Consider the following 18,057-nt stretch of genomic DNA (forward strand, 5'->3'; position numbering starts at 1 on the left):
GCCAAGTTAATAAAGCAACTGATTACACAGCCGCTTCCTGAACCACACGAATAACCCGTTGCGGAAACGGAATATCAATCCCCGCCGCCTTTAAACGATCACGCGCCAGTTCATTGAGCATGAAGACTACATCCCAATAATCCGGGGTTTTGGTCCAGCAACGCAGGGAAACCGTGATGGAGCTATCGCCCAAGGTCGAGACCACCGCAACCGCTGCAGGATCAGTCAGTACACGGGGATCTTTTGACAGTTCCAGAAGCACGTCACGGGCTTTTTGCAGGTCGGCGTCATAATCCACGCCCACATCAAACACCACCTTGCGGGTCGGCTGACGGTTGGTGTTGGTGATGATGCCGTTGGACAGGATGCCGTTAGGTACGATCACGGTCTTGTTGTCGCCAGTGCGCAGCACGGTGTGGAAGATCTGGATGCTGTCGACAGTGCCCGAGGTGCCTTGGGCTTCGATCCAGTCACCAATGCGGAATGGGCGGAACAACAGAATCAGCACGCCACCGGCGAAGTTGGCCAGGCTGCCCTGCAATGCCAAGCCAATGGCCAGGGTCGCGGCACCGATGGCCGCCACGAACGAGGTAGTCGCCACGCCGATCATCGAGGCCACGCTGACAATCAGCATGACCTTCAGCGCAATGTTCGCCAGGCTGGTGATGAAGTGTTGCAGTGCCAGGTCCGCGTTACGCAGAGCCAGCAAGCGACCTACACGGTGGGTCAATACGTTGATCAGCCACCAGCCAATGGCCAGGGTGATCACTGCCAGTAGTACTCGGCTGCCGTATTCCATGATCATCGGGATCCACGACTGTGAGGTCTTGATCAGGTGATCCACTTCAGCATTGAAATCCATCTATCGTCTCCTGTTTGGCGGATGTGCGGCTTTATTGACGGCCTAAAAACGCAAATGAGCCCCGTAGGGCTCAAGTGCAGGCACAGGTTATGGGGCGTGGGACGTCAAAATCGCCCGCTGGTTCCCCAAAATGCCATCAGTCGCGGAAGTTATTGAACTGCAGCGGCATGTCGAAGGTTTTGGCGCGCAGGGCAGCGATGGCCTCTTGCAGGTCATCACGTTTCTTGCCAGTGACGCGAACCTGCTCACCCTGGATGGCCGCCTGGACTTTCAGCTTGGCGTCCTTGATATGGGCGACGATCTTCTTCGCCAGCTCCTTGTCGATGCCTTCCTTTAACACTGCTTCCTGCTTCATCAGCTTGCCGGAAGCGTAGGCGTCCTTGATTTCAAGGCACTGTGCATCGATCTTGCGCTTGACCAACGACAGCTTGAGGATCTCGATCATCGCTTCCAGCTGGAAATCGGCTTCAGCGGTCAGGTTGACGGTCAGTTCCTTTTCCTTGAACTCGAAGCTGCCCTTGCCCTTCAGGTCATAGCGACGGTCCAGCTCCTTGACGGCGTTCTCGACGGCGTTGGTGACTTCGTGTTTGTCCAGTTCAGATACCACGTCGAACGAAGGCATGTGATTTCTCCAATATAAGGGGCGGGTTCAGTAGAGATGGAGCGCGCCCGAGCTAAAATGCCGGGGCATTATAGCGGTTCTTTCGCCCCGTTCACCGCAGGCGACCCTACGGAGCACAAACTGATGTCGACCACCTGGCATATTCTCGGCGCCGGCAGCCTGGGCACACTCTGGGCCACGCGCTTGGCTCGCGCCGGCCTGCCCGTGAGGATGATTCTGCGCGATAAGGCGCGCCTTGCCAGCTATCAGGCCGGTAAGGGGCTGACGTTGGTCGAACACGGTATAGAAAAGACTTATCCGGTGATTGGCGAAACGCCTGACAACCCCGAGCCGATTCATCGCCTGCTGGTTGCGTGCAAAGCCTACGACGCCCAGAGCGCCGTCGCACATTTGCAGCATCGCCTGTCGCCACACGCCGAGCTGGTCCTTTTGCAAAACGGCCTTGGCAGCCAGGACGCAGTGGTTGCTCAGTTCCCCCAAGCACGCTGCATCTTCGCCTCCAGCACCGAAGGCGCGTTTCGCGACGGCGATTGGCGCGTGGTGTTTGCAGGCCACGGCTACACCTGGCTGGGGGATGCAGCCCACCCTGCCCCACCGCTGTGGCTGAACGACCTTCACGCCGCCGGCATCCCCCACGAATGGAGCACCGACATTCTTACGAGGCTATGGCGCAAGCTCGCGCTCAATTGCGCGATCAACCCGCTGACCGTGCTTTACCAGTGCCGCAACGGCGAACTGCAAACCCATCAATGTGAAGTGGCAACCCTGTGCGCTGAACTCGGTGAGCTGCTGGAATGTTGCGGCCAACCCGACGCCGCGCTGGACCTGCAACACGAAGTGGAACGGGTGATCCACGCCACAGCCGCTAACTACTCCTCCATGTACCAGGACGTCGCCAACGCCCGCCGCACCGAAATCAGTTACCTGTTGGGCTATGCTTGCCAGGCGGCCGCACGCCACCAATTGAACCTGCCGCATTTGCAGCAGTTGCAGGTGCGTTTGATTGATCAGTTAGTTGCACGCGGATTGCCCCGCGACTGAACCACGCGCTACCCTGCCCGCCTGTCTATCACCTGGGATAACCCTGATGCCGCTGCGCCAGCGCCTCGAAAATCTACCGGTTGGGCAGAAACTGCTGGCCGCCCTGTTGGTGTTGTTGACCACCGTATTGCTGGTGGCCAACCTGACCTTTATCAGCGCTGCGTACTGGATTTCCCAGGAAAGCATGGCACCTCAGGCGTTGCAGGCCATCGGTCGCCTGGTATCCAACCCGGGCCTCGCCGCCGAAGCACTCGAATCCCCCGCCCAAGCCGATGCCCTGCTCAGTGAGCTGACCAGCTATTCGCCATTACGCGCCGCCGCCCTGTATGACGGCGAAGGCAACCGGCTGGCGCAGATGCAACACGGTGATCGCCTGCACTTGCCGGACAACTATCGGCATATCGAGGCGTGGCGTGTTACCGAGTTTCGCAGTAACCAGATCATCACCCTGCCCCGGGCAGGCCAGCCTTCCGGGCATTTGCTGCTGGTGGCCAGCAGCGAACTGCCGGTGGCCTTCTACACCGGCACGCTGACGGCCAGCCTGGGTATCCTGATTTTCAGTGTGCTGCTATGGCTGATCATCGCCCGGCAGATCAAGCGCCTGATTACCCGGCCGATCCACGAATTGGAAGAACTGTCGCGCCAAGTAACCCGCGAAGAGAACTACGCCCTGCGCGCCGGCCGTGGTAACCGCGATGAAATCGGCAGCCTGGCCGAAGCTTTCAACACTATGCTCTCGCGTATCGAAGCTCGCGAACAGCAGCTCAAGCGCGCAAGGGACGACTCCCAGGCCGCTTATGACCAAGCCCAAGGCTTGGCCGAAGAAACACGCCATACCAACCGAAAGTTGGAGCTGGAAGTCCAGGTTCGCAGCAAGATCGAGAAAAAACTCACCGGTTTTCAAAACTACCTGAACAGCATCATCGACTCGATGCCCTCGGCGTTGATCGCCCTGGACGAACAACTCTACGTCACCCAGTGGAACCAGGAAGCCAGCGCGCTTTCCGGTACGCGCCTGGATGAAGCGCTGAATCAGCCGATCTACCTCGCTTTTCAACCGCTCAAGCCGTACCTGCCGCAGATCAAGGCTACGGTGGAGCAGCACACGGTAGAACGCATCGAGCGTGTCACCTGGATCAAGGATGATGAACCCAAGCATTACGCCCTGACCTTCTACCCGCTGATGGGCGGTGCCGGGCGAGGCGTGGTGATCCGTATCGACGACATCACTCAGCGTCTGTCCCTGGAAGAAATGATGGTGCAGTCGGAAAAAATGCTCTCGGTCGGTGGGCTTGCCGCCGGTATGGCTCACGAGATCAACAATCCGCTGGGGGCGATCCTGCATAACGTGCAGAACATCCGGCGCCGGCTGTCGTCCGACCTACCCAAAAACCTGGAATTCGCCGAGCAGGCAGGTATCGAACTGGAAAAGATCAACCGCTACCTGGAAGGCCGTGAGGTGCCACAATTGCTGGATGGCATCCAGCAAGCCGGTGCGCGAGCGGCCAAGATCGTCACTCACATGCTCAGTTTCAGCCGCCGCAGTAATCGGCAGATGGCGCCTTGCGACCTGCCGGCGCTGATCGACCAGGCCGTGGAAATTGCCGGTAACGACTTCGATCTGGCCATCGGTTTCGACTTCAAGGGCCAGGCGATCATTCGTCAGTTCGACCCCCAACTGGGCCCGGTGCCCGGCACTGCCAACGAGCTGGAACAAGTACTGCTCAACCTGCTGAAAAACGCAGCCCAGGCCATTCATCTACGTGAAGACGATCGCGAACCGGGGCGCATCATCCTGCGCACACGTCTTAACCCGCCGTGGGCAGAGATTCAGGTGGAAGACAACGGTATCGGCATGAGTGAGAACGTACGTAAACGCACTTTCGAGCCGTTCTTCACCACCAAAGAGATCGGCCAGGGCACTGGGCTTGGGCTTTCGGTTTCGTACTTCATCGTCACCAACAACCACAAAGGGCAGATGGAGGTGCATTCCACCCTCGGTCAAGGCACCTGTTTTACCCTGCGCTTACCCTTGGCGGGCAGCCAACTGCCGCCCAATGAACTGACCCAACTGGAGCACTGATCATGGGCTTTCGCCTGTCGAAGATTTACACCCGTACTGGAGACACAGGCGAAACCGGCCTCGGCGACGGTCGCCGTGTACCCAAGGACCACCCGCGAGTTGAGGCCATCGGTGAAGTCGATTCGCTGAACAGCCAACTGGGATTATTACTGGCGGGCCTGGAAGAGCAGAGTGGCAAGCATCCGGAACTCAAAGATGTGATCGAGGTACTGACCCCATGCCAACATCGATTATTCGACCTCGGCGGTGAGCTGGCGATGCCGGTGTACAAGGCGCTGAACGCAGCGGAAGTGGATCGGCTGGAGGCCGCGATTGATCGCTGGAATGAAGAGGTCGGGCCGCTGGAAAACTTCATCCTGCCCGGTGGCTCGGCGTTGATCGCCCAGGCCCATGTGTGTCGCAGCCTGGCGCGCAGTGCGGAGCGGCGCTGTCAGCACCTCAACGCGGTGGAGCCGTTAGAGGGAGTGGGGTTGGCGTATATCAATCGGCTGTCGGATTTGCTGTTTGTGGCGGCGCGGGTGATTGCCAGGCGCCAGGGGATTGCGGAGATTTTGTGGCAGGCGGCGGCTAAGCCACACTGATCATGATTCGCTGACTCGCAGGGCCTGATCGGGGGCAAGTCGAATCGTCGCACCCGATGAGGCCCGCCAGAGCAGCTTCAAACTTGTGGCCAGAACGCCCTGATACCCGCCACACCCTGAGCCCCAGCTTCCCAAGCCTGCTCCCGATCAGCAGGTCCAACCCCGCCCAACAGAAACACCGGTTTGCTGAACCCACGGATCAACTCTGCCGCCTGCTCCCAACCCAAAGGCTGGGCATCAGGGTGGGTCTGGGTCGGCTGCACCGGCGACAGCGTGACAAAATCCACGTCCATCATTTCTGCCAGCGCCAGTTCTTCAGCGTTGTGGCAGGAAGCAGCCAACCAACGGTCTTTCGGCAGCGGCCGGCCCTTGCTCGCGTATTTGCGCAGTTGCGCCGAGGTCATGTGCCAGCCGGCGGCAGGAAAATCCCCCAGCCATTCAAACGGTCCTTTAAGCATCAACTGCGCCTTGCCAGCGCACAGACCCACCGCATCTACCGCGAGGTCGCGGTATTTGGGGTCGTAACCGTTCGGCGCACGCAGTTGGACCAGCTTGATGCCGCCCGCGACAGCCTTCTGAATCCCGCGTAACAGCGTCGGGGTTTCGAGTTCGCCGGGGGTGATCAGGTAATCGGCAGGCAAGCGCGCGGCGGCAACGATTGGAGCGTTAGCGGCCGGGAACTCGTAGTTGAGCAAATCCCGAGGCGCCACCCATTCCAGGGGTTGCCCTTCGACACCGTGGGGCTCGCCGGTAAAAGCCGAGACTTCCCAGACATCCAGCAAGACCTGCTTGTCCGGGTAGTCATGCTGCACCTTGATCAACGGCCGAGCCGTGGCGACCTGGATACCCAGTTCTTCCTGTAATTCACGGGACAGGGCCGTGGCGACCGACTCACCGGCCTCCACCTTGCCACCGGGAAACTCCCAGAGACCGCCCTGATGCTGGGTATCCGCGCGGCGCGCCAGCAGGATCCTGCCGTCGACACCGCGGATCACCGCTGCTGCTACATGCACTCGTTTCACCGCGGTTATCCTCTTCTATCAGGTACGGTATTCCGCGTTGATCTTCACGTACTCGTGGGACAGGTCGGTGGTCCAGATGGTTTCGCTGCAATCGCCGCGGCCCAACTCGATGCGGATGGTGATTTCTTCCTGCTGCATCACCGCCGAGCCCTGTGCTTCGGTATAGCTCTCGGCACGGGCGCCACGGCTGGCGATGCACACGTCACCGAGGAACACGTCGATCTTGCTCACGTCCAGATCCGGCACACCAGCACGGCCAACGGCGGCGAGGATGCGGCCCCAGTTGGGGTCGGAGGCGAACAGTGCCGTCTTGATCAGCGGCGAGTGGGCCACGGTGTAGCCGACATCCAGGCATTCCTGGTGATTGCCGCCGCCGTTGACTTCAACCGTCACGAACTTGGTGGCACCTTCGCCGTCACGCACGATGGCCTGAGCCACGTCCATGCACACTTCGAACACAGCCTGCTTCAATGCCGCGAACAGCGGGCCGCTGGCCTCGGTAATTTCCGGCAGATCAGCTTTGCCGGTAGCGATCAGCATGCAGCAATCGTTGGTCGAGGTATCGCCATCGATGGTAATGCGGTTGAACGACTTGTTGGCGCCGTCGAGGATCAGGCTGTGCAGCACGTCGCGGGAAACTTTGGCGTCGGTAGCAATGTAGCCGAGCATGGTTGCCATGTTCGGGCGGATCATGCCCGCGCCTTTACTGATACCGGTCACGGTGACGGTCACGCCGTCGTGCACGAACTGACGGCTCGCGCCTTTCGGCAAAGTGTCCGTGGTCATGATGCCAGTGGCGGCGGCCGCCCAGTTATCCACAGACAGGTCGTCCAACGCGGCCTGCAAGGCGCCTTCGATTTTCTCAACCGGCAGCGGCTCGCCGATGACACCGGTGGAGTAAGGCAACACTTGGCTGGCATCCACGCCAGTCAACTGGGCCAGCTTGGCGCAGGTACGCGCAGCTGCGACCAGACCAGGCTCACCGGTGCCTGCGTTGGCATTGCCAGTGTTAGTCAGCAGGTAGCGGATGGAGCCGGCAACGCGCTGCTTGGCCAGGATCACCGGAGCGGCACAGAAGGCGTTGAGGGTGAAAACGCCGGCGACGGTCGAACCTTCGGCACAGCGCATCACCACCACATCCTTGCGCCCCGGGCGCTTGATGCCGGCCGACGCGATACCGAGCTCAAAACCGGCAACCGGGTGCAATGTGGGCAAAGGACCAAGACCAACAGCCATGAACGCGCTCCTTAAAGATAAATGATGTCTGTGCCGTCGTGATCGACGGTGAAATTAATGGCAAAACGCCGCGACGGCAGAGGCCGGTCGCGGCGCTAGGTATTGCAGCGTCAGGCGAAAATCTTATTCGATCTGGCCGTGGCAGTGTTTGAATTTCTTGCCCGAACCGCAGTAGCACAGTTCGTTGCGGCCCAGCTTCTGGTCATTGCGAACCGGCGCCTGAGCCAAGGCCACATCGACCTCTTCGCCCAACACCTCAGGCGCTTCCAGACCCGGCGCTTCGTCGTGCTGGAACTGCATGCGCGCAGCCAGTGCCTCGGCCTCCTGACGCAGGCGAGCTTCTTCCTCGATCGGGTCTTCGCGGCGCACCTGAACGTGGGACAGCACGCGAATCGAATCGCGCTTGATCGAATCCAGCAACTCGGAGAACAGCGTGAAAGACTCGCGCTTGTACTCTTGCTTCGGGTTCTTCTGGGCGTAACCACGCAGGTGGATGCCGTGACGCAGGTGGTCCATGGTCGACAGGTGGTCTTTCCACAGGTCGTCCAGCACGCGCAGTACGATTTGTTTCTCGAAGGTGCGCAGTGCTTCGGCACTCGCCTGCTCTTCTTTCTCGTTGTACGCGGCCAGCAGCTCGGCCATCAGCTTCTCGCGCAGCGTCTCTTCGTACAGGTGATCGTCTTCGTCGAGCCATTGCTGGACAGGCAAGTCGACACCGAAGTCGCTCTTCAACGCGGCTTCCAGACCAGCAACATCCCACTGCTCTGGCAGGGACTGTGGCGGGATGTGTGCACTGACGGTCGCGTTGAGCACGTCCTGACGGAAATCGGCGATGGTCTCGCCAATGTTGTCAGCGGCCAGCAACGTGTTACGCATGTGATAAATCACTTTACGCTGTTCGTTGTTGACGTCGTCGAACTCAAGCAGTTGCTTACGAATATCGAAGTTACGGCCTTCAACCTTGCGCTGGGCCTTCTCGATGGCGTTGGTCACCATACGGTGCTCGATCGCTTCACCGGACTGCATACCCAAGGCTTTCATGAAGTTCTTCACCCGATCCGAGGCGAAGATGCGCATCAGGCTGTCTTCCAGAGACAGGTAGAAGCGGCTGGAACCGGCGTCACCCTGACGGCCGGCACGACCACGCAGTTGGTTGTCGATACGGCGCGATTCGTGACGCTCGGACGCGATCACCTGCAAACCACCGGATTCGAGCACAGCCTGGTGGCGTTTCTGCCAGTCAGCCTTGATCTGGGCGATCTGCTCAGGGGTAGGGTTGTCCAGGGAGGCGACTTCCACTTCCCAGTTACCGCCCAACAGGATGTCAGTACCACGACCGGCCATGTTGGTGGCGATGGTCAATGCGCCTGGGCGACCGGCCTGGGCAATGATCTCAGCTTCTTTTTCGTGGAACTTGGCGTTAAGAACCTTGTGCTCGATACCTTCCTTGTTGAGCAGGTTAGACACGTGCTCGGAAGTCTCGATGGTGGCGGTACCCACCAGAATCGGGCGGCCCTGGGCCATGCCGTCCTTGATGTCGTTGATGATCGCCGCGTACTTCTCTTCGGCGGTCAGGAACACCAGGTCATTGAAATCTTTACGCGCCAGCGGCTTGTTCGGTGGGATCACCATCACAGCCAGGTTGTAGATCTGGTGGAATTCGAACGCTTCGGTGTCCGCAGTACCGGTCATGCCGGACAGTTTGTTATACAGACGGAAGTAGTTCTGGAAGGTGGTGGAAGCCAACGTCTGGCTTTCGGCCTGAATGTTGAGCATTTCCTTGGCTTCGATGGCCTGGTGCAGGCCTTCGGACAGACGACGACCCGGCATGGTACGGCCGGTGTGCTCGTCAACCAATACCACTTGGCCATCTTGCACGATGTATTCGACGTTGCGATGGAACAGCTTGTGGGCGCGCAGGCCCGCATACACGTGGGTCAACAGGCCCAGGTTGTGCGCCGAGTACAGGCTCTCGCCCTCAGCCAGCAGGCCGATCTGGGTCAGCATGTCTTCGACGAACTGGTGACCGGCTTCGTTGAGTTCGACCTGGCGGGTCTTCTCGTCGATGGAGAAGTGACCTTCTTTGGTCACAACGCCTTCCACTTCTTCGATGTGCTGCTCCAGACGCGGGATCAACTTGTTGATCTCGGTGTACAGGCGCGAGCTGTCTTCGGCCTGGCCGGAGATGATCAGTGGGGTACGGGCTTCGTCGATGAGAATGGAGTCGACTTCGTCGATCACGGCAAAGTTGAGTTCACGCTGGAATTTTTCATCCATGCTGAACGCCATGTTGTCGCGCAGGTAGTCGAAACCGAATTCGTTGTTGGTGCCGTAGGTAATGTCGCACGCGTAAGCAGCGCGCTTCTCTTCCGGCGGCTGGAACGGCGTTACTACGCCGACGGTCAGGCCGAGATATTCATACAGCGGGCGCATCCAGTTGGCGTCCCGGCGAGCCAGGTAGTCGTTCACCGTCACAACGTGCACGCCCTTGCCGGACAGTGCGTTGAGGTAAACACCCAGAGTAGCTACCAGGGTCTTGCCTTCACCGGTACGCATTTCGGCAATCATGCCTTCATGCAAGGTCATGCCGCCGATCAACTGGACGTCGAAGTGGCGCATGCCCATGACACGCTTACCGGCTTCACGGGCAACCGCAAAGGCTTCGGGAAGCAGCTTGTCGAGGGTTTCACCTTTGGCTATGCGGGCCTTGAACTCTTGGGTCTTGGCGCGCAATTGCTCGTCCGACAGGGCAACCATCTGCTCTTCGAAGGCATTGACCAGCTGCACCGTCTTGAGCATGCGTTTGACTTCGCGCTCATTCTTGCTTCCAAAAAGTTTCTTTAACAAAGGCGCAAACATATCGGCAGGTTCTTCCACACATAGGGATGGAGGGCGCACCGTGAGTGGCCCGAGCAGCCCTCACGGCCGCATGCGAACGCGCATTCTACCCGGAATCGTGGGTGAGGAAAGTGGCGTTGTTCCCCGATGCTGGCATGGTGCTGTGAGAGGGCTTGTTTAAAATAAGGGCTTTTGCGCGAACTTCAACCCATGGAGCCGATTGATTTCCTGGGAAACCGCCCGGCAATGCATTGTCAGGGGCCGCGCAGACGCATTCTGCTAAGATGGCCGCTCTGTTACTTAAGGTGTCCAATCATGGCATTTCGCCCTCTTACAGCCCGCGCGCCCAGCGTGTTGCTTCGCGAAGCCAAGCCGCTGAAAGCCATCTTTGGCCACGCGCAACGCTTGGGCCATTTGCAACGCCTGCTCGAAAGCCAACTACAACCCGCCGCCCGCGAGCATTGCCACGTGGCGTCGTGGCGTGAAGGTAATTTGCTATTGATTGTCACCGACGGTCATTGGGCGACCCGTTTGCGCTATCAGCAAAAACGCCTGCAGCGTCAATTGATGGCATTCGATGAGTTCGCCAGCTTGACGCGTATCCAGTTCAAGGTACAGCCACCGACCGTGCAGCAAGGCGCAGTCGGACACACTCTGGACCTGTCGGAGCATGCGGCCGAGACGATTCAGGCCACGGCCGACGGCATCAACGATCCAGGCTTGCGCGCCGCGCTTGAGCGCTTGGCCGCCCATGGCAAGCCCAAGGCCTGAGGCACTACTTGCGCTTACTGCCGCCCAGCAAAGACCCCAACAAACCACGCACCAATTGACGCCCCATCTGGTTGGCCGCCTGCTGCATCGCTGACTTCAGCGCCTTGCCTGCGGTTGTTCCAAGGAACGCCCCAGCTTTGTCTGTGAAGCTGGGCTCCTCGGCGCCCTGCCGGGGCTCTTCGTTAGGCCCCAGCTCCTTGCGCGCCATCAACACTTCATAGGCGGACTCCCGATCAATCGGCTTGTCATAGCGACCCTGCAACGGTGAAGTGGCCACCAATGCGGCACGCTCTGCCGCACTGAGCGGCCCGATGCGCGATTGCGGCGGCGCGACCAATACGCGCTGAACGACCTCCGGCGTGCCTTTTTCCTGCAGCGTACCCACCAATGCCTCACCGGTGCCCAGCTCAGTCAAAACCGATAACGCATCGAATGTCGGGTTGGGGCGGAAGCCGTCCGCTACCGCCCGCAAGGATTTCTGCTCTTTCGTGGTGAACGCCCGCAGGCCGTGCTGCACCCGTAAACCGAGTTGCGCCAGCACGGTATCCGGCAAGTCGCCCGGCGATTGAGTGACGAAATACACCCCCACCCCCTTGGAACGAATCAGCCGCACCACTTGCTCCAAGCGATCTTGCAAAGCCTTGGGAGTGTCGGCAAACAAGAGATGCGCTTCGTCGAAGAACAGCGCCAGCAGCGGTTTGTCCGCATCACCGCGCTCCGGAAGTTGTTCGAACAATTCTGCCAACAGCCACAACAGGAAGGTCGCATACACCTTCGGCGCTTCATGCACCAGGCGGCTAGCGTCCAACAAGTGAATACGTCCGCGCCCATCGCCTGTGGGCTGCAAGATGTCTTCAAGCTGCAAGGCCGGCTCACCAAACAACGCCTCGGCACCCTGCTGTTCCAAGACAGCCAAGCGCCGCAACAGCGCCTGACTGGAGCCTGTGGTCATCAGCGCCGCGTCTTCGCCAAGCAGTTCCGGGTGGTAGCGAAGGTGATTGAGAAGTGCCTTGAGATCCTTGAGATCCAGCAGCAATAGGCCTTCGCGATCCGCCACCTTGAATGCGGCATAAAGGGCCGACTGCTGGCTGTCAGTCAGCTCCAACAAACTGCCAAGCAACAACGGCCCCATCTCACTGATGGTGGTGCGCAACGGATGACCGGACTGCCCATGGATATCCCACAGCGTGACGGGGTAAGCCTTGGCCGTGTAATTAAGGAAAGGCATCCCGGCAATGCGCTCGGCCACCTTGCCCTGAGGGTTGGCGGCGGCACCCAGGCCACAGAGGTCGCCTTTGATATCAGCCGCAAATACCGCGACGCCCGCATCACTGAAGGCTTCGGCCAAGCGCTGCAACGTGACGGTCTTGCCTGTGCCCGTGGCGCCTGCGATCAACCCGTGGCGGTTGGCAAGGCGCATGGCCTGGGCAATTGGCTGGCCATCAAGACCGGCACCGATAAGAAGTTGTGTGGAGTCAGGCATTTCGTCACCCATGGTTAATCTTTAGTGCCGCCAGGTCGATAAGAGAGATGTGAGACCCATAAAGTCTAAAAATCGCTCAGATATCTCCTACAGGGACCAACGGAAATATCAAACTTTTTTTACGCTACCCTTCCGCGTGTTCCACAAGGACGCGCTTTGGATATTAAGACCTTAGCGGACCCTTCAAGCTATGAATAAAAATCTGCGTTTCAGCCACAAGATCCTGCTTGCAGCCTCCCTTATCGTCATCGCGGCCTTCGCTCTATTCACCCTCTACAACGACTACCTGCAACGTAACGCCATTCGTGAAGACCTCAACAGCTACCTGCACGAAATGGGCGATGTCACCGCAAGCAACATTCAAACCTGGCTCACCGGGCGTATTGCGCTGGTGGAAAACGCTGCACAAAACATCGCTATCAACCCTGAGCCTTCGACCGTTGCCAGCCTGCTGGAACAGAAAACCCTGACGTCGTCCTTCATGGCAACCTACGTTGGTGACAGCAAAGGGGCCTTCACCATTCGCCCCGACACCAAGATGCCGGATGGCTTCGACCCACGTGTTCGCCCCTGGTACAAGGGCGCCCAGAGCAGCAACGGCTCGACCCTGACCGAGCCGTATATCGACGCCGCTACAGGTCAATTGATCATTTCCATCGCCACCCCCAGCGCCAAAGGCGGCCAGAGCATTGGCGTGGTGGGCGGCGACCTGAGCCTGCAAACCCTGGTGGATAACATTGGCGCGCTGAACTTCGGTGGCATGGGCTACGCGTTCCTGGTCAGCGCCGACGGCAAAGTGCTGGTACACCCGGACAAAAGCCTGGTGATGAAAACCCTGGCCGACATGTATCCAAAAAGCACGCCGAAGATCAGCGGCGACTTCAGTGAAGTTCAAGCCAATGGCAAGGACAACATCGTGACCTTCACACCGATCAAAGGCCTGCCGTCGGTGAACTGGTACCTGGGTATTTCGGTGGATAAAGACAAATCCTTCGCCATGCTCAGCGAATTTCGCACCTCAGCGGTGATCGCCACGATCATTGCCGTAGTGATCATCATTGCCCTGCTGGGCATGCTGATTCGCGTCCTGCTGCAACCGCTGCATGTGATGACCCGCGCCATGCAGGACATCGCCGACGGCGAAGGTGACCTGACGCGTCGCCTGACCATCCAGAACCACGATGAGTTCGGCATCCTGGGTAATGCGTTCAACAGCTTCGTGGAGCGTATTCACACGTCCATCCGCGAAGTGTCCTCGGCCACCGAGCAGGTGAATGAAGTAGCACTGCGGGTTGTCAGCGCATCCAACTCGTCGATGGTCAACTCCGACGAACAGGCCAACCGCACCAACAGCGTGGCTGCTGCCATCAATGAACTGGGCGCCGCAGCTCAGGAAATCGCGCGTAATGCCGCGCAAGCCTCCAACCAGGCCAGCGATGCGCGGCATTTGGCCGAAGACGGTCAACAGGTGGTTGAGCGCAATATCAAGGCGATGACTGAGCTGTCCGCGATGATCAGCGCCTCCAGCAGCAATATAGAAGCGCTTAACAGCAAGACAGTGAACATCGGCCAGATTCTCGAAGTGATCACCAGCATTTCCCAGCAAACCAACCTGCTGGCGCTGAACGCTGCGATTGAAGCGGCACGTGCCGGTGAAGCAGGACGCGGGTTTGCAGTCGTCGCCGACGAAGTGCGCAACCTGGCACACCGCACCCAGGAATCGGCGCAACAAGTACAAAAGATGATTGAGGAACTTCAAGTCGGCGCCCGGGAGTCGGTCAGCACCATGAGCGAAAGCCAGCGACACAGTCATGACAGCGTGGAAATCGCTAACCTGGCCGGTGAGCGTCTTAACAGCGTCACCCAACGTATTGGGGAAATCGACGGCATGAACCAGTCGGTGGCGACTGCCACTGAGGAGCAGACCTCGGTCGTGGAGTCGATCAACATGGACATCACTGAAATCAACACCCTCAATCAGGAAGGCGTGGAAAACCTGCAATCGACCCTGCGCGCGTGCTCCGACCTGGAACAGCAAGCGGCGCGGTTGAAACAATTGGTGGGCAGCTTCCGGATCTGATTCGCTTTATTTTGCAGCGGGATCTGACTTAGCCTGCTCGCGTTCCCATAACTCGGCGGCACCGGGAAATTCGGTGCCGTCCTCACTGTCCAGATCTTCCGGGTCGTAACGGCTCAAGCACCCCTCACCTAGTGTCGACGGTGCTTTGGAGGTGGCTTTTTCCAGTGGGTCACTCATCGATCAATCCTCAACGACAGACAAAGAAAAAGGGCCTGCAACGATTTAACGCCCAGGCCCTTTTTTCTTCAATCAAAACGGCTTGATCAGAACACGACGGTCTTGTTGCCGTGCACCAGCACGCGGTCTTCCAGGTGGTAACGCAGGCCACGGGCCAGCACCATCTTCTCGACATCGCGACCGAAGCGCACCATGTCCTCGATGCTGTCGCTATGGCTGACACGCACTACGTCCTGCTCGATGATCGGGCCGGCATCCAGCTCTTCGGTGACGTAATGGCAAGTTGCACCGATCAACTTCACGCCACGCAGAGACGCCTGATGGTAAGGCTTGGCCCCCACAAACGACGGCAGGAAGCTATGGTGAATGTTGATCACCTTGCCGGCGTATTCGCGGCACAGTTCCGGCGGCAGGATCTGCATGTAGCGCGCCAGCACCACCACGTCAGCCTCATGCTGCTTCACCAGGCGAGAAACCTCGGCGAATGCAGGCTCCTTGTCCTGAGGGTTGACCGGCACATGGTAGTAAGGGATGCCATGCCACTCGACCATGCTGCGCAGGTCGTCATGGTTTGAGATTACGCACGCGATCTCGCAGTCCAGTTCGTCACTGTGCCAGCGGTGCAGCAAGTCGGCCAGGCAGTGAGATTCGCGGCTTGCCATCAACACCACGCGCTTCTTCTGCTCGGTGTCGGTGATATGCCAAGTCATCGAGAACTCTTCAGCGATTGGCGCAAATGCCTCGCGAAAAGCCTCCAGGCCAAAGGGCAGTGTGTCGGCACGAATTTCGTGACGCATGAAGAACCAACCGCTGAGATTGTCCGAGTGATGGCTCGCCTCAGTAATCCAGCCGTTATGGGAGGCCAGAAAATTACTGACCTTGGCAACGATGCCGACCCGGTCCGGGCAAGCAATCACCAGCCGAAAAGTGCGCATTAGGGGGAAACTCCAGAACTTCGCAAAGGCCGCCATTCTAGCGATTGTGCAGAAAAACTGCAGTATTCAATGAGCCTTATTCTGATCCGCCCCCGAGGCACATCCCTTAATAGCGTATGGTTTTACCACCCCTATATGAACGAACAGCGCAGGCTGACGCAGTTATACAAAAAATTAACGGCATTATCTTCAGGTGCATCACCTACTTAATTAACTCGATTGCATAGCGCATTCACAAACATTCAAAGTAATTCACCTAAATGCAGTCTTAAATGTTTACTTGAGCAAATCGCCTGACTATTATTAGGCCACTATCCCTGTCAATCAGCGTTCTACATAAGGTAGTCCACATGTCTCTGATCAACGAATACCGCGCCACCGAAGAAGCTATCAAAGAGCTGCAAGCTCGTTTGAAGAACCTGTCCCAAGACGACAAACTGAAAACCGAGCTGGAATTCGAAGGCAAACTGCGCACCCTCATGGGTGAGTACTCCAAATCCCTGCGTGACATCATCGCGCTGCTGGACCCAGAGTCGAAAGTTAAAGCTCCACGTGGCTCTGTGAAAACTACCGGCACCAAACGTGCTCGCAAAGTCAAACAATACAAAAACCCGCACAACGGCGAAGTGATTGAAACCAAAGGTGGCAACCACAAAACTCTAAAAGAGTGGAAAGCCAAGTGGGGCGGTGACGTGGTTGAAGGTTGGGCTACCCTGCTGGGCTAAGCTTCACCAGGTCTGCGCCTGATGCGCGACCCATTAAAAACGCCAGCATGCTGGCGTTTTTTATTGATCGTATTTTTTACAAACCTCTATCACAGGTCCATACGAGCAGCTAAAGAGTCGGCATATTCCTGCCATTGCTCCAGCACCTGCTGCTGAAACGGCGTCGCACTAACCATCAACTCCAGTCGCGCTTGATTAAATGCCTCAAGGGTATTCGGTGCGCCAAATTCGGAATTTGACAAACGTTGCTGACAGAAAAATTTCCAGCGTTGTAGCTCTTCGCTGTTCAACGTATCGGGGAAGTTACGCGCCCGGTAGCGAAACAATAATTCAGGCAGACGGTGATCATCAAAAGGCCACTGCTGACGAGCTAATTGCGCAGGTTCAGCCGCGCGAATTTGCTCACATAACCGTCGATCACGATCCCCGATAAAACCCTCGTAAAGCTGCTGTTCGGGATCGACACTCGGTGCAAAATCTTCCTCGCCGTAAATAACTGCCAATTTATCGAGCCAAAGTTCCTGTGCGTCAGTTAGCCGCAGAGCCCGTGACTGGAAAACATTCATGTCCAATTGCAGGCGTTCACGATCTTCGACCCGCAGTACGTTCAAGGGCGCAACCACGGGGCAGCGGTTGATATGCACCAGTTTGAGCGGTACCGGCAACTCACCTTCTGCGAGCTCATCACGGCGGGTGTACAAGCGTCGACGCAAAATGTCGGCATCCATATCCAGCAGCCCCTGAGGATCGAGCCCAAGGTCGCAGACAATCAGCGCGTTGCGGTTGCGCGGGTGCCAGGCCAGGGGCAGCACAATGCCCAGGTAATGACGTTCGGCGGAAAACCGCCCGGAGATATGCACCATCGGTTGCAGCAATCGCACTTGGTCCATTACCCGTTGTTTGCTGCGTAGTTGAAACAGCCAATCATAAAGCTTGGGCTGTTTCTCGCGCACCAATCGAGCCAGGGCGATTGTGGCGCGCACGTCGGATAACGCATCGTGGGCCTGACCATGGTCGATACCATTGGCGGCAGTCAGACGCTCAAGCTTGAGGGTCACGCGCCCGTCCTGCTGCGGCCACTCGATACCTTCCGGGCGCAGGGCATAAGCGGTGCGAACCACGTCGATCAAGTCCCAACGACTATTACCGCCCTGCCATTCGCGCGCGTAAGGGTCGAAAAAATTGCGATACAGGCTGTAGCGCGTCATTTCATCGTCAAACCGCAACGTGTTATAGCCGGCACCGCACGTCCCCGGAGCCGCCAGTTCGGCATGTACGCGAGTCATGAAATCAGCCTCCGCCAGGCCCTTTTCGGCCAGAATGGCAGGGGTGATCCCGGTAATGGCACAGGCGGCGGGATGGGGCAGGATATCGTCGCTGGGCTGGCAGTAAATGTTGACAGGTGGGCCGACCTCGTTCAGTTCGAGATCCGTACGAATGCCAGCTACCTGGAGCGGTCGATCGCTACGCGGGTTGATGCCGGTGGTTTCGTAGTCGTACCAGAAAATGGAGGTCACGGGCTATTCCTGTGCTGAAGATCCACAAAGTCTAGGCGTTGAGCCCTGTTCGGGGCCAGCACCAAATAACCTGTACAAACATCC

At 58.3% G+C, this 18,057-nt stretch carries 15 protein-coding genes and 1 pseudogene; 7 read left to right on the forward strand and 9 right to left on the reverse strand.

Annotated features, from left to right (window positions below):
• Positions 1 to 22: 22 nt before the first annotated feature.
• Together CKW32_RS19890 and CKW32_RS19895 are read right to left on the reverse strand one after the other, a co-directional pair.
• On the reverse strand, positions 23 to 862 hold the full coding sequence (locus CKW32_RS19890; protein ID WP_032890899.1) for a mechanosensitive ion channel family protein: 840 nt from the start codon (positions 860 to 862) through the stop codon (positions 23 to 25).
• 136 nt (positions 863 to 998) lie between these two features.
• Positions 999 to 1,484 (reverse strand): YajQ family cyclic di-GMP-binding protein, encoded by a 486-nt coding sequence (locus CKW32_RS19895; RefSeq protein WP_003175814.1) that lies wholly within the window; start codon positions 1,482 to 1,484, stop codon positions 999 to 1,001.
• A 123-nt stretch (positions 1,485 to 1,607) separates the two neighbouring features.
• On the opposite strand from CKW32_RS19895, the gene CKW32_RS19900 reads away from it, so the two are divergent.
• Genes CKW32_RS19900 through CKW32_RS19910 form a run of 3 tightly spaced genes read left to right on the forward strand, consistent with a single transcriptional unit; the run spans position 1,608 to position 5,189 of the window.
• Positions 1,608 to 2,525: a putative 2-dehydropantoate 2-reductase gene (locus CKW32_RS19900; protein ID WP_032890897.1), complete on the forward strand. Its 918-nt coding sequence runs from the start codon at positions 1,608 to 1,610 to the stop codon at positions 2,523 to 2,525.
• 46 nt (positions 2,526 to 2,571) lie between these two features.
• Entirely contained in the window at positions 2,572 to 4,608 is a 2,037-nt protein-coding gene (locus CKW32_RS19905; RefSeq protein ID WP_032890895.1) for a HAMP domain-containing sensor histidine kinase, read from the forward strand.
• Between the two features lie 2 nt (positions 4,609 to 4,610).
• Positions 4,611 to 5,189: a cob(I)yrinic acid a,c-diamide adenosyltransferase gene (locus CKW32_RS19910; protein ID WP_095185765.1), complete on the forward strand. Its 579-nt coding sequence runs from the start codon at positions 4,611 to 4,613 to the stop codon at positions 5,187 to 5,189.
• 77 nt (positions 5,190 to 5,266) lie between these two features.
• Here the strand turns inward: CKW32_RS19910 and CKW32_RS19915 are convergent, their stop codons facing one another.
• From CKW32_RS19915 to secA, 3 genes are all read right to left on the reverse strand, one after another.
• Positions 5,267 to 6,211, reverse strand: coding sequence for a Nudix family hydrolase (locus CKW32_RS19915; RefSeq protein ID WP_032890892.1), 945 nt, complete (start codon positions 6,209 to 6,211; stop codon positions 5,267 to 5,269).
• A gap of 18 nt (positions 6,212 to 6,229) precedes the next feature.
• A complete protein-coding gene (gene argJ, locus CKW32_RS19920) occupies positions 6,230 to 7,447 on the reverse strand; it encodes a bifunctional glutamate N-acetyltransferase/amino-acid acetyltransferase ArgJ (protein WP_032890890.1) in 1,218 nt (405 codons plus the stop codon).
• A gap of 123 nt (positions 7,448 to 7,570) precedes the next feature.
• Complete coding sequence (gene secA, locus CKW32_RS19925; RefSeq protein ID WP_032890888.1) at positions 7,571 to 10,306, reverse strand: preprotein translocase subunit SecA; 2,736 nt, start codon at positions 10,304 to 10,306, stop codon at positions 7,571 to 7,573.
• Between the two features lie 294 nt (positions 10,307 to 10,600).
• On the opposite strand from secA, the gene CKW32_RS19930 reads away from it, so the two are divergent.
• Positions 10,601 to 11,056, forward strand: a complete 456-nt coding sequence (locus tag CKW32_RS19930; protein WP_032890886.1) for a DUF721 domain-containing protein — start codon at positions 10,601 to 10,603, stop codon at positions 11,054 to 11,056.
• A 4-nt stretch (positions 11,057 to 11,060) separates the two neighbouring features.
• On the opposite strand, the gene CKW32_RS19935 is transcribed toward CKW32_RS19930, so the two are convergent.
• Positions 11,061 to 12,539 carry a helicase HerA-like domain-containing protein gene (locus CKW32_RS19935; protein WP_032891084.1) on the reverse strand — a complete coding sequence of 493 codons (1,479 nt, stop codon included), beginning with the start codon at positions 12,537 to 12,539 and terminating at the stop codon, positions 11,061 to 11,063.
• Positions 12,540 to 12,729: 190 nt separating this feature from the next.
• Here CKW32_RS19935 and CKW32_RS28895 point away from each other — a divergent pair.
• Together CKW32_RS28895 and CKW32_RS28900 are read left to right on the forward strand one after the other, a co-directional pair.
• Positions 12,730 to 13,761: pseudogene (locus CKW32_RS28895) on the forward strand (cache domain-containing protein); the annotation flags it as partial.
• A 93-nt stretch (positions 13,762 to 13,854) separates the two neighbouring features.
• Positions 13,855 to 14,619: a methyl-accepting chemotaxis protein gene (locus CKW32_RS28900; RefSeq protein ID WP_371260758.1), complete on the forward strand. Its 765-nt coding sequence runs from the start codon at positions 13,855 to 13,857 to the stop codon at positions 14,617 to 14,619.
• 6 nt (positions 14,620 to 14,625) lie between these two features.
• Here the strand turns inward: CKW32_RS28900 and CKW32_RS28335 are convergent, their stop codons facing one another.
• Both CKW32_RS28335 and purU read right to left on the reverse strand, forming a co-directional pair.
• On the reverse strand, positions 14,626 to 14,796 hold the full coding sequence (locus CKW32_RS28335; RefSeq protein ID WP_163033193.1) for a hypothetical protein: 171 nt from the start codon (positions 14,794 to 14,796) through the stop codon (positions 14,626 to 14,628).
• An 86-nt stretch (positions 14,797 to 14,882) separates the two neighbouring features.
• The gene (gene purU / locus CKW32_RS19945; RefSeq protein ID WP_015885632.1) at positions 14,883 to 15,731 is read right to left on the reverse strand and encodes a formyltetrahydrofolate deformylase; all 849 of its coding nucleotides are present in this window, start codon (positions 15,729 to 15,731) and stop codon (positions 14,883 to 14,885) included.
• 350 nt (positions 15,732 to 16,081) lie between these two features.
• Between purU and mvaT the strand changes: the two genes are divergently transcribed.
• Complete coding sequence (mvaT, locus tag CKW32_RS19950) at positions 16,082 to 16,456, forward strand: histone-like nucleoid-structuring protein MvaT (RefSeq protein ID WP_095185767.1); 375 nt, start codon at positions 16,082 to 16,084, stop codon at positions 16,454 to 16,456.
• An 89-nt stretch (positions 16,457 to 16,545) separates the two neighbouring features.
• Here mvaT and sbcB read toward each other — a convergent pair whose 3' ends face one another.
• Entirely contained in the window at positions 16,546 to 17,973 is a 1,428-nt protein-coding gene (sbcB, locus tag CKW32_RS19955; protein WP_095185768.1) for an exodeoxyribonuclease I, read from the reverse strand.
• Positions 17,974 to 18,057 lie beyond the last annotated feature (84 nt).

Origin of the sequence: Pseudomonas sp. Irchel 3H9, assembly GCF_900187495.1 — a bacterium.
Classification (GTDB): Bacteria; Pseudomonadota; Gammaproteobacteria; order Pseudomonadales; family Pseudomonadaceae; genus Aquipseudomonas; species Aquipseudomonas sivasensis.